This window comes from Agaribacillus sp. DX54, from assembly GCF_056858335.1.
In genome coordinates this window covers 407,609-419,090 of the sequence record NZ_JBXEQE010000001.1, presented here as the reverse complement: position 1 = coordinate 419,090, position 11,482 = coordinate 407,609, and the positions used below count along the sequence as shown (strand labels likewise).

The window sequence follows — 11,482 nt, the reverse complement described above, 5'->3', positions numbered from 1 at the left end:
CAGTTGTTTAAAAAAAGAAGATTGCCGTGTTGAGCAAACTTTTACGATCCGTTTCAAAAGATTCTTTCGCTTTCTTTTTAAAGGATTCAATTTTTTTAAGCCCTTTTTTAACCAATAATTGAGGGTCAACATTTTCCTCTTTCAGTACTTCATTAGGATTTTCAAATTTATCCCCCGAAATGGCATCAAAGAGGTTTTCTAATTTTTTTATGCTGTTTCGATACTTAACATGATATTATAAGTTTGATTAAAATAAAAAATCTGAATGCTGCCAATCTATCTAAGTAACTGGCTACTAAATATAAGCAAAATTATGTCTCAAATAACCACTCAAAAAGGAATCGAATCCATGTAAAAACCTGAATAATAAATAGTTATACCAGAATAAGCATCAAAACTGATTAAAATTCCAGAAAATTAAAGAGGTGTCGAACTTTTAGTAGTAAGGGCTCTCTTCAGGAGAAAATTGCTGGTAATCAGTGGGTTGAATTAAAATAAAAAGAAGACAAAATCTCAATTATTTGACTTTGTCCTCTCTGGTAGACCTGGCAGGACAAATGTCGAACCCTTTTGATGAGGACTTGGAGAAAATATCCAAACTGGCAAAGTATCTGAAAGCTGCTTAAAATTCATAATTTATATGAATATAGACTAGTTCAATTCATCCTCAATAACTATTTTCTGTTTTTAAGCAGTCCGAGTTTTTGGGAGGGTTACAGGGGCCTTTCAGAATGGCTGATATTTCCAGATAAGATAAAATACTTTCATCCAGAGCTTCAAGCAGAATTAGAATTTGGTTTTGAAAATTCGAAGCTGGCAACGGCCAAAGATTTTAAGGAAAATTTTGAAGATTTTTTGCTGCAAAATGAAAGTTGGCAGGAGTGTCATAATCATATTATTGACCTGAGGAATGATTTAGAAAAAAAAGAAATACCTGGAGAAAAGCAATTAGAAAATGTCGTATCTAAGGAGGTAGACTACCTCTACAAACTTTGGGAAAAGCAATACGAAAGTGCGGCTGAATTAGCAACTGAGATTTTTCAGGGACTGGAAGGCGGTTCTGAACTAAGTGGATACCGAGCCTATTGGCAATACCTGGCCGGATGTGCTCACTTATTAAGAGCTCAATCCCACAACGACGATCAGGCAAAACTACTAGCGTCTAACTGCTTTAATAAAGCACATAAAATATCCAGTGCTTTTCCATTTCTAAAAAATTTTGAAGGTGTTGATCAAGCTCCCAATGCTGATCCATCGTTGGAGAAAAGAATTCAGAATATCATGAATTACTTGAGGGACCAAAAAATCGCTTCTGCAAGGAAATTCTCAAAAAACATTGACCATATAATCGAAACGCTGAAAGAGGATGGGATAAATTTTGAAAATGCACATGAACTGGTGGGCAAATTCCTTGGGTTCGAAACTGGAAACCCATCGGAAGAAACTGCACCTGATCCTTATTGGATTTTAGACGAAAACTTGGTTATAGTCTTCGAAGATAAATTATATGAAAATGAAAATAAGGAGCTTATTACAAGACACATTAGACAAGCAGCCTTACATGACGTTTGGATAAAAAAACATCTGAAAGGAATTAATGAAGATGCACAAATAATAAAAGCCATCATCAGTAATAGTAAAGGCGTAGAAAAGAAGGCCCATCACTTTTGTGATGATTTATTCTATTGGAATCATGCTGAGTTTGTAAACTGGTCAACCAATTTTTTAAATTTTGTAAAAGCTCTTCATGTGAAGTATGCAGGAGATGAAACTGGGCTTTGGAAAGAATTCATTCAAAAAGAATTTGATGATAAAGGTTATTCCATAGAAGAAATAAGAAATAAATTAATCCCTATTACAGCGCTATTTTAACCGCCTTGAAAATACTATTTTATAATACTACAGTAACGAGTGAAATGGCATTTCGTTCTAATGGGATTTATTTTTTATTATATTCGTGGTGAAACGATGTGATAAAATATGAGTATTTTGAATGACGACAAGAGCTGATCTAATAGTTGAAATTTTAAAAGATCATCAGGGTAGGCTATCCGTCTCGGAAGTATTGGCTAAGTTGGCATTACGAGAAGGTTTCAAATCAGATGATTTTAACTCTTCCATAGTTTCTTCCACTGTTAGACAAGACAATAGGACTCGGAGCAACAAAGGATTGGTCAAAAGGTTTAAGTTCTTTGGTGATGGTGATGAAGACAGAGGGTTTGTTTCTCTAATCAAACAGGTATCAATTGGAAGTAAAAAGCAGATAATCGACAATCCATATACGCAAATCCCTGCATTGGTTGAAGCTGCAAATGTTAAGGCTAAAAAGCAACTAAAAGAAGCAATAAGCCAGATAACGTGGAGAGAATTTGAATCTTCATTCTTGACACAAATTCTTGATGCATTAGGCTTTGAAGACATTCAAATAACCCCGTCCACAAGGGACGGAGGAAAAGACGCCTATTGTAGCTATAGACGAGGCCTTGTGAAAAGCGAAGCAATTGTTTCAGCAAAACACTGGAAGGAAAATGTAATAAACGCCTCCGAAATCCAACGATTACGGGGGATTAAAGGTAATGCCGACACGGGAATCATTGTGACTTCATCCGCTTTTTCAGACAAAGCCATTGAGGAAGCTGCCCCAAGTCAAAATCAAAGATCAATTGTTCTGATTGATGGAAACTTAATTGTCGATACTTGTTTTGAAAAGCAAATCGGAGTAAAACAAGTAAGTATACAGAACCTTTACGAGTTTGATCCATATTTTGCTAATGGAGAATGAATTTGAATACCCGAACAACTAGGCTCTAAGATTGTCCAAAAGGTTGTTAACCCAAGTCTTAGGCCTCAGAATTTAGTTTTCACACAGCCTCGCATCCTAGTAGACATTTCAGTAGAGATCATTTTTCGCATATAATATTATTGTCTATTATCTAATATCCGATCTATTTTCTTCATCAGACTTGCCATAAAGATGCAAAAGAAAAGGAGCATACCTCTCGGAAACTTCGTTGATGAATTCTTGGAGTTTCTTTTCTCCTAAAGGTGTTTCTTTAGGATGATCCTTGAATACTTTATCATAAGCTTGTTTGATGATTTCCTTCGTTGAAATATTTATTTGGCGTTTTTGTGATATACTCAGAAATCTGGCTAGTCTTTTTTTAAATTCAACTTGGGAATCATGAGAATTGGAATTTCGAATACTATGAAGCTTTTGCTTGGTCAGCTCAAAGCTTAGTTTTTTTTCAATTTCTTTGTTTTCTGAAAGCTCGTAACAATAAGTCTTCTGAAAATTTGGGCCGTCATATTCTTCATTCAGGATAATCAGAAAGCAACAACATGAAAAGAAATCAACGAGGGCATATAAAGTGTTCTCTTGGCAGTTTCCAGCCAAATGAATTAAATGACATACCTCACTATTGAAATATTCATAAGAATCGGGGAAATAAGAAATAAGAATATCTTCTTTATCCATTTCGCCTTGTAAATACGGAATTAAATGCTTTATGTACTTACGTTCACCCCCAAAAAACATATAGGCATTTGTAGCAGTTTTACAATATGCTCTGGCGGATAAAGAGTCTCCAGTTGAAAAAGAAATCTGTAATGGGTCTTGCATATAGTAGCGATACCACTGTGTATGTTTTTTTGCTTCTTCAATATCGAATGTGGGGTACTTTTTTTTTAGATCTTTTAGTCTTGCCTTCATTTCTTTTTCACTTCTCATAGCCATTTTGATCCTAGTATTTTCTCCCTCTTCAATCCTCTCAAATTTAGGACTTGACATCACCGGTTTTATTCCGTCAACCAGGTCATAGCTTTCACCCTTGACAGTTTTTAAGCCTTTTATGGTAGGAATGTTTCCACGGTCTCTGGAAACCATAAAAGTTCCAGCTAAAATATTGAGTTCTTCAGCAAGATGAGCGTCCATTTCACTACCAAGTTTACTATTGCATTCCTTGCATATTAGGTTCTTGGATTTAAGTTTGCCACCAATGGCATTTAAAATGATGTGCTCCAATGATTGGTTTTGTGGGGTTATTGGGCCTGAGCAGATGTAACAATTTGGCATTAAACTAAAAATAATTGGGGTTTATGATATTTCTAAATATAGACGAATGGTATGGAGAAAAAGTTTGAAATCTATGTTAGTTATCTAAATATAAGACTAACATAATATTTCTGAAGTGCCAAAACCGATGAACGGCAGGAACTCAAAAGAATGCTGCTGTTCGTAAAGCGAAGGAAAATATCCAACATACTTGTATTTAAAGTAGACCGCTTTTCCCGGTCAGGAGCCGGGGGTATATCACTGGCAGAGGAACTTAGACAGGGAGGTCACGCCATTCATTCGGTCACGGAGCCGGGCGACTCCTTCTCCCCATCGGGCAGTTTTAACCAAAACATGCGACTGCTCATGAGCAAGTATGAGAATGATGTTAGAAAGGAGCGTTGTGAAGTCGGTATACGTGAGCATCTCCAAAAGGGATACTGGATGGGAACTGTCCCTTTCGGTTATGATCAAGTAGGTTTCAAGAAAAAGCAACAGTACGTAATCAACAAACAAGGAAGGTTATTGAAGAAGGCTTTTCACTGGAAAGCACAAGGAGATACAAGTGCTGAAATATTAAGGAAATTAAAAGCCTTGGGCCTGACACTCTATTCACAGCACCTTTCACGAATACTACGCAATCCATTCTATTGCGGATTACTTTCTCATTCAGCGCTAAACGGTAAGATCGTTCCGGGAAATCAACCTCCTTTGGTCAGTAAAGAGACCTTCCTCAAAGCCAATGAGATCCTTAAAAGAAATCCACAAGGCTACAAACAAAACCGGCAAGAAGATCACATTGTCAATATACCATTGAAGAACTTTGTTAGATGTGCTGTCTGTGGTACAGCTTGGACGGGATATCTGGTTAGAAAGAAAGGGCTTTATTACTATAAGTGTAACAAACGTGGATGCGCTTGTAATCGGAGTGCTAAAAAGATGCATGAGTCCTTTCAAGACCTTTTGAACGAGTATACGCTGAACCCGATCCTAGCCGAACCGCTCAAATGTACTTTGCAAAATTATCTTGAATACTACACGAAAGATAAAGCGGAGGTAAAAGGACAGATGGAAAAGCAATTGATGGAGATCGAAAAGAAAATCGAGCGTATCGAAGAACGATTTGTTTTAGAAGAAATCAGCGAAGAATTGTTCGAGAAATACATGCCGAAATACCGTAAGGAAAAAGACGAAATTGCCAGTCAACTCGAAAGTTCACAGTTTGATTTATCGAACCTTGAAACAGGGATTGATCATGCCGTCGATATTATAACTAATTCATTGGAAATATGGGAGTTAGGGAATTACTCTGTGAAGCAGAAACTTCAAAAGATGGTCTTCCCGGAAGGAATTGAATATGACCTTAAAAATGACCATTATCGAACCAATAGAGTGAATACAATATTCGATATTAGCCGTTCTCTATCAATGAGTTATGAGAAAAGTAAAAAGGGGATAAAAGAATTTTCAGTCAATTTACCCCCTTCAGTAGTCCGTAGGGGAATCGAACCCCTGTTACCAGGATGAAAACCTGGCGTCCTAACCCCTAGACGAACGGACCAATAAAATTGGAATGCAAATATAGACGTGGATTTTTAAATTGCAAAAAAAGTTTTTAAAAATTTTCACGGAAAATAATCTTCAAAAGGGTTGCCCAATTATGTTTGTTTTAGTCATGAGTAATATTACTTTTGTAGCGAAATTTTACTGTCACATTAAAGCATATAATTGATGTCAAAAATTAGAGTAGCAATTAACGGGTTTGGTCGAATAGGGAGACTTACCTTTAAAGCTTTGCTGGAAAAAGACAATGTAGAAATCGTTGCTATCAACGACCTCACAGCTAATTCCACTTTGGCACACCTTTTAAAGTATGATTCCATTCATGGTAGATTTAATGGTTCGGTATCTTCCGATGACGAGGGGATCGTTGTCAATGGTCAGAAAATCAAAATTTTTGAAGAGCCCGACCCTGCCAAACTTCCATGGGAAGCGCTGAACATCGATGTTGTTCTGGAATCAACCGGCAGATTTGTTGATCAGGAAGGTTCGGGAAAACACATAAGCGCGGGAGCAAAAAAAATCGTTATTTCTGCACCTGCCAAGGGAGACATTCCTACAATTGTATTAGGAGTAAACAACGACTCATTGACAGGTTCTGAAACCGTTATTTCCAATGCTTCTTGTACCACCAACTGCCTGGCACCCATGGCCAAGGTTTTGGATGATAATTTTGGCATCGAAAAAGGATATATATCTACCATTCACGCTTACACAGCCGATCAAAGAATTCAGGATGCTCCGCACCGGGATTTGAGAAGGGCAAGGGCAGCGGCTATTTCTATTGTTCCCACCTCGACAGGCGCCGCCAAGGCGGTTGGACTGGTGTTGCCTCACCTCAAAGGTAAACTGGATGGGGTAGCTATGCGGGTGCCTGTTCCCGATGGATCGTTGACAGACCTGACTGTTATTCTCAAGAAAGAGGTAACCAAGGAAGAGGTAAACGCCGCCATGAAAAAAGCAGCAGATGCTGAACTGAATGGCATTCTGGAGTACACTGAGGATCCTATTGTTTCTGTTGACATCATTGGCAATCCTCATTCCTGTATTTTTGACTCATTGATGACCTCAGCCAACGGTAGTCTGGTGAAGGTAGTAGGGTGGTACGACAACGAGGCCGGTTATTCAAGCCGGACCGCCGATCTGATCACCAAATTAGGATAAAGATTAATTCAAACATATTGCATAAAACAGGTGTTGTTAAGGTATTAACGGCACCTGTTTTTTTTTCATTCCGCCAGGAGAAAACCAATCAAAAAAGCAGTTGCAGCTTGTAACTCACAAACCCTCACTCTCAATCACCTTCACCCCTGCCTTTTCCATTTCTTTCAATGACGCTTCAAAATCTCCCGGCTGCAGGTTTATAGCCCTGGTGGCATCTTTGATTACGTAGGTTTCAAAACCCAGATCAACGGCGTCGAGAGCGGTAAATTTAACACAGAAATCTGTAGCGAGGCCCACAATATAGACTGTATCGACACCTTTAGATTTTAAATATTCAGCCAGGCCGGTTTTTTTCCTTTTGCCATTGTCAAAAAAACCACTGTAACTATCAATGTCCGGATTTTCCCCTTTATAAAAGATTTTAGTCACCCTAGCCATATCCAGATCTTTGCCGAATGCGGCCCCATCCGAATGCTGAACGCAGTGAGCCGGCCATAAAACTTGCGCCAATCCATGCAAATCAATTATTTCACCAGGTTTTTTGTTTTCATGGTTAATGGCAAAGCTGGCATGATTGGCAGGATGATAGTCCTGTGTAGCCAGGATAAGGTCAAATTTTTCCTGGATCCGGTTTACCAGTGGCACGATCATGTCGCCCTCAGGCACGGCGAGCGCACCCCCCGGGAGGAAATCGTTTTGGATATCAACCAATATTAAAGCTTTTTTCATAGTCTGATAAAATCGTTAACAATATTTCTTTTTCATGGGTTTTCAGCTCAAATAATTCAGTTTTATCACACAGGCTCAGTCGAATATCATCTCTCAGCCGCCCGCATGCGCGTGCCTGGATTTTTTGATGATCAAAGGCGAGGTTAACCGAATGTGCCAGAGGCATCCAGGATAAACTTTTAGCATCGGACCCTGCCCGGGCAGGCTTTTCCTGATCCCTGATCATCGTATAATAAGCAATGGTAACCGTATGGCCCCGCGGGTCACGGCCCGGATCGCCAAAGGCGCCAAACAATGTCAACGGCCCGATGGCCAGCCCTGTTTCTTCCAGAAGCTCCCGCCGGGCAGCCTCCTCCAATGATTCGTTGGGATCAACAAAGCCACCGGGGAAAGCCCGGCAACCTTTAAATGGGTCATTGGACCTTTCAATCAGTAACAAAGATAATTGCCTGCCATCCCAGTTAAATACCACACAATCTACCGTCACTGCAGGTCTGGGAAATTCATATTCATAAGCCATCGCTAAAACTCTTTCAGTTTTTCGGCAATAAGGGATGCAACACTTTCCACCTTAAGAAAATCATTCTCCAGGGCGACGGCATTGGGATGGGTATCCGTGCAGATAATGGCAGAAATACTGGTTTTATCCCTGATTTCGTTTAAAGCATCTCTGGTAAATAAGCCATGTGTTGTTATGACAAAAATCCTGCTTGCACCGGCCTCACTATACGCATTGGCTGCATTAATCAGGGTACTCCCGGTCCTTACCATGTCATCGTAAATAACCACCGTTTTGTGCTCGACATCGGCGGAGATGGCCGTGATTTCCGTTGCTTCACCACTGATTCTTCTCTTAAAGACAAAAGCGGCATTGACTTTCAGGTCATTGGCCAGTGACTCTACCCAATTGGCCCGTCCTGAGTCTGTACAGGCTAAAACAAAGTTATCGCCTCCCAGTTTTTGGGCCGAGGCCAAAATGATCGACTTACAATATAAATGCATCGGCAGTACTGAACCCTCAAAATAATGGGGTAATCCCTCGGAATGTAAGTCCATGAACATAAAGCGGTTACGCCGGCTGGTTTGTGGTAAGGAAGAAAACAAGCTGGCCCTTGTTTTGGCCGTGACAATCTCCCCTGGTTTTACAGCCCTTTCCATGGTTGAATAACCATAATATGGGATCACCACGGTAAGCGACAATGCGCCATTACGCACGATAGCATAAGCCAAATCGTATAACTCCAGCGTATCACTGTCCGAAATGGTACCACCTACTAAAACCACATCCCTTCCATCTACATCCGTCAATATTCTCAGGTATCTTTCGCCGTCGGGAAAAGTTTTCTTTTCAATTTCCCCATATAAAAACCCTCCCTGGGCTATAATTCTGTCTTTCAAATATCTATAATTACCTGTACTGAATATCAGGTTGTTTTCAATGGCCATTTTCTGTGTTTCTAAGTTTCAAAATAAGGTTAGTTTTGAGGTCGTACAATGACTCTTCGAGACCAACCGGATAACTGTGAGGGTTGACAAACCGTTTGACACCTGTATGGAATAGGCCCAATTCATCTTTAACCCCCTGCCTTATTTCCCGGATATCAGGAAGCTCGTATACCATTTCGCCATTGCGAAAAATGGGTTCCAGCAGGTCTTTAAAAGTAAGTGACCGGGTATCCAGCTTTTTTCTCCTGGTGGCATCCATAGGATCGATAATTCGCATTTTTTCCCCCGGCAAATGATGGATATCATAGATCATGTCGGCCAGCGCTTTGTCATGTTCATAGTAACGCCTGACCTGTTGTATGCCAGGATTATTTACTTTAATGGCCTGCTCGGATAACTTTAGTTTGTAATCCCATTCCCCCTGCCGGCTTTCGATTGCCGACATTTTGTAAACCGCACCCAGCGCAGGCTGGTCAAAGGCAGTCACCAGCTTGGTGCCCACGCCCCAGACATTGATGGCGGCATTTTGCCCGGTTTTAAGGCTGCTGATAATATGCTCATCCAAATCATTGCTAGCAACGATTGCCGTATCTTCAAACCCCTCCCTGTCGAGCATTTCCCTCGCCTTTATACTGAAATAAGCCAGGTCACCTGAATCAATTCTTATCCCAATCATTTTTTTACCCTGCTCCCGCAAGGATTTACCTACCTCAATGGCATGCTCCACCCCCTTCAAAGTATCATAAGTATCAACCAAAAAAATACAATTATCCGGCATAGCGTGTGCGTAGGCTTTAAAAGCCTCCGGTTCCGAATCAAAACTCATGACCCAGCTATGGGCATGGGTGCCACCTACGGGAATGCCAAATAGCTTACCCGCCAATACATTGGAGGTGGTGGAGCACCCGCCGATATAAGCGGCCCTGCTGGCTGATAAAGCGCCATCTATTCCGTGCGCCCTTCGCAGGCCAAACTCAATCACCGGGTCACCCTGGGCGGCAAGGTTGACCCTGGCGGCTTTAGTGGCTATGAGCGACTGAAAGTTGATAATATTCAATAAGGGGGTTTCCACAAGTTGCGCCTGGATAATCGGGCCTTTTACCCTTATCATGGGTTCATGGGGAAAAACCACCGTTCCTTCGCTCATAGCATCCACATCGCAGGTAAATGACAAGTCTTGCAGGTAGTCCAAAAAATCATTTTCAAACATCGGTTTTCCCCGCTGGTTTCTGACAGTAGCCAGATAGCTGAGGTCGTCCTCTGAAAACCTGAAATTATTTAAAAAATCCACTGCATATTCCAGGCCGCAGGCAACGGTAAACCCGCCATGAAAAGGATTTTTTCTAAAAAAAAGATTAAACACCGCCTGCTGCCCGGCTTTTCCGGATTTCCAGTAACTGTATGCCATAGTTAATTGATACAGATCGGTCAACAAGGTCATCGATCCATCATACAACCGTTCTATAATTTTCATATGTCAGCTATTAGAAATTAAAGGAAAAAACAAAAGCGCCGAAATTATAAAAAGTACCCTGCTTATAGCGCAAGCGTGTGGCTTGTGCTTCCAAAGCGTTAATAAACACAAGCGAGAGGTGGCAGTTGCACCAGTTTATAAATTGTATGATGGCGCGAATTTATAAATTATAGTAAAACGCAAGTTTATGAATCATCTGTAGACCGGCTTAAATCAAAGCTATCTGGCTATCTTTAATGTCCATGTTATGATATACTTTTTGTACATCATCATTGTCCTCCAGCGCTTCTACCAATTTCATGGCACTCAATAGCTGGTCATCTTCCAATGTTTTCAGGTTATTGGGTATTCGTTGCAGTTCTGCCGTCTCCGCTTCCAGATTCAATTCCTCGACCTTTTTTTGCATATTGCCAAAATCCTCCATCGCACAGGTAGCGTTTAAATACCCCTCGTCGATTTCTACCTCTTCGGCACCTCCGTCGATCAAAGCGAGGGTTAATTCGTCTTCATTCGACGATTCGGAAAGCGGAATACTGAATACCCCTTTTCTGTCAAAAATAAATTCGAGTGATCCATTGGTGCCCAAGCTACCGCCATATTTGGAAAAAGCGGCCCTGACATCCGAAACTGTACGATTGAGATTATCAGTGGTACATTCGACAAAAACCGCTACACCAAAAGGGCCATAACCTTCATAAGTAGTTTCCATATAATTAGCTGCTTCGGCGCCCGAACCCTTCTTTACCGCCCGCTCGATGGTGTCTTTGGGCATATTCACTCCCTTGGCATTTTGAATGGCCAGGCGAAGCCTGGGGTTGCCATCCGCATCGGGTCCACCCTCTTTGGCGGCTACGGTAATTTCTTTGATGATTTTAGTAAATATCTTACCCCTTTTGGCATCCTGAGCACCTTTTCGCCTCTTAATGTTGGCCCATTTACTATGTCCTGCCATTTGTATTACATTAAATTGTTTCCAGTCACTATTCGTTTCTGTTTAGGAAACAAAAATAATTCTTTTCAAAAAATTTCAAAGCAATCGGTGTCGACCGCCTTTCAAT

The 11,482-nt window shown here is 40.7% G+C and carries 10 protein-coding genes, 1 tRNA gene and 1 pseudogene; 5 read left to right on the top strand and 7 right to left on the bottom strand.

Annotated features, from left to right (window positions below; translation table 11 throughout):
- The first annotated feature begins 855 nt into the window (after positions 1-855).
- Both AC04NP_RS01690 and AC04NP_RS01685 read left to right on the top strand, forming a co-directional pair.
- On the top strand, positions 856-1,872 hold the full coding sequence (locus tag AC04NP_RS01690; RefSeq protein WP_482857563.1) for a hypothetical protein: 1,017 nt from the start codon (positions 856-858) through the stop codon (positions 1,870-1,872).
- Between the two features lie 121 nt (positions 1,873-1,993).
- Positions 1,994-2,782 carry a restriction endonuclease gene (locus tag AC04NP_RS01685; protein ID WP_482857562.1) on the top strand — a complete coding sequence of 263 codons (789 nt, stop codon included), beginning with the start codon at positions 1,994-1,996 and terminating at the stop codon, positions 2,780-2,782.
- 147 nt (positions 2,783-2,929) lie between these two features.
- Here AC04NP_RS01685 and AC04NP_RS01680 read toward each other — a convergent pair whose 3' ends face one another.
- Positions 2,930-4,072 (bottom strand): HNH endonuclease, encoded by a 1,143-nt coding sequence (locus tag AC04NP_RS01680; protein WP_482857561.1) that lies wholly within the window; start codon positions 4,070-4,072, stop codon positions 2,930-2,932.
- Between the two features lie 126 nt (positions 4,073-4,198).
- Between AC04NP_RS01680 and AC04NP_RS01675 the strand changes: the two are divergent.
- Positions 4,199-4,480, top strand: a pseudogene (locus AC04NP_RS01675) (recombinase family protein); the annotation flags it as partial.
- Between the two features lie 15 nt (positions 4,481-4,495).
- Positions 4,496-5,578 carry a recombinase family protein gene (locus AC04NP_RS01670; protein ID WP_482857748.1) on the top strand — a complete coding sequence of 361 codons (1,083 nt, stop codon included), beginning with the start codon at positions 4,496-4,498 and terminating at the stop codon, positions 5,576-5,578.
- Here AC04NP_RS01670 and AC04NP_RS01665 read toward each other — a convergent pair.
- Positions 5,541-5,612, bottom strand: a tRNA-Glu gene (locus AC04NP_RS01665). The two genes, AC04NP_RS01670 and AC04NP_RS01665, sit on opposite strands and share 38 nt — an antisense overlap.
- A 170-nt stretch (positions 5,613-5,782) precedes the next feature.
- On the opposite strand from AC04NP_RS01665, the gene gap reads away from it, so the two are divergent.
- Positions 5,783-6,775 carry a type I glyceraldehyde-3-phosphate dehydrogenase gene (gene gap, locus AC04NP_RS01660; RefSeq protein WP_482857560.1) on the top strand — a complete coding sequence of 331 codons (993 nt, stop codon included), beginning with the start codon at positions 5,783-5,785 and terminating at the stop codon, positions 6,773-6,775.
- A 114-nt stretch (positions 6,776-6,889) separates the two neighbouring features.
- On the opposite strand, the gene pncA is transcribed toward gap, so the two are convergent.
- From pncA to AC04NP_RS01635, 5 genes are all read right to left on the bottom strand, one after another.
- Positions 6,890-7,504, bottom strand: a complete 615-nt coding sequence (gene pncA, locus AC04NP_RS01655; protein WP_482857559.1) for a bifunctional nicotinamidase/pyrazinamidase — start codon at positions 7,502-7,504, stop codon at positions 6,890-6,892.
- The gene (locus tag AC04NP_RS01650; protein WP_482857558.1) at positions 7,479-8,024 is read right to left on the bottom strand and encodes an NUDIX domain-containing protein; all 546 of its coding nucleotides are present in this window, start codon (positions 8,022-8,024) and stop codon (positions 7,479-7,481) included. Before AC04NP_RS01650 ends, pncA begins: the two co-directional genes overlap by 26 nt.
- Before the next feature lie 2 nt (positions 8,025-8,026).
- Positions 8,027-8,950, bottom strand: coding sequence for a ribose-phosphate diphosphokinase (locus tag AC04NP_RS01645; protein ID WP_482857557.1), 924 nt, complete (start codon positions 8,948-8,950; stop codon positions 8,027-8,029).
- Entirely contained in the window at positions 8,940-10,424 is a 1,485-nt protein-coding gene (locus AC04NP_RS01640; RefSeq protein WP_482857556.1) for a nicotinate phosphoribosyltransferase, read from the bottom strand. The genes AC04NP_RS01645 and AC04NP_RS01640 overlap by 11 nt, the downstream gene beginning before the upstream one ends.
- A gap of 208 nt (positions 10,425-10,632) precedes the next feature.
- A complete protein-coding gene (locus AC04NP_RS01635; RefSeq protein WP_482857555.1) occupies positions 10,633-11,376 on the bottom strand; it encodes a YebC/PmpR family DNA-binding transcriptional regulator in 744 nt (247 codons plus the stop codon).
- Positions 11,377-11,482: the final 106 nt, after the last annotated feature.

Bases quoted from the DNA above. Each gene is read 5' to 3' on its own strand.
- gap (WP_482857560.1), top strand. From the start codon at position 5,783: ATGTCAAAAATTAGAGTAGCAATTAACGGGTTTGGTCGAATAGGGAGA.
- AC04NP_RS01670 (WP_482857748.1), top strand. From the start codon at position 4,496: ATGGGAACTGTCCCTTTCGGTTATGATCAAGTAGGTTTCAAGAAAAAG.
- AC04NP_RS01640 (WP_482857556.1), bottom strand. From the start codon at position 10,424: ATGAAAATTATAGAACGGTTGTATGATGGATCGATGACCTTGTTGACC.
- pncA (WP_482857559.1), bottom strand. From the start codon at position 7,504: ATGAAAAAAGCTTTAATATTGGTTGATATCCAAAACGATTTCCTCCCG.
- AC04NP_RS01680 (WP_482857561.1), bottom strand. From the start codon at position 4,072: ATGCCAAATTGTTACATCTGCTCAGGCCCAATAACCCCACAAAACCAA.
- AC04NP_RS01645 (WP_482857557.1), bottom strand. From the start codon at position 8,950: ATGGCCATTGAAAACAACCTGATATTCAGTACAGGTAATTATAGATAT.
- AC04NP_RS01685 (WP_482857562.1), top strand. From the start codon at position 1,994: ATGACGACAAGAGCTGATCTAATAGTTGAAATTTTAAAAGATCATCAG.
- AC04NP_RS01635 (WP_482857555.1), bottom strand. From the start codon at position 11,376: ATGGCAGGACATAGTAAATGGGCCAACATTAAGAGGCGAAAAGGTGCT.
- AC04NP_RS01650 (WP_482857558.1), bottom strand. From the start codon at position 8,024: ATGGCTTATGAATATGAATTTCCCAGACCTGCAGTGACGGTAGATTGT.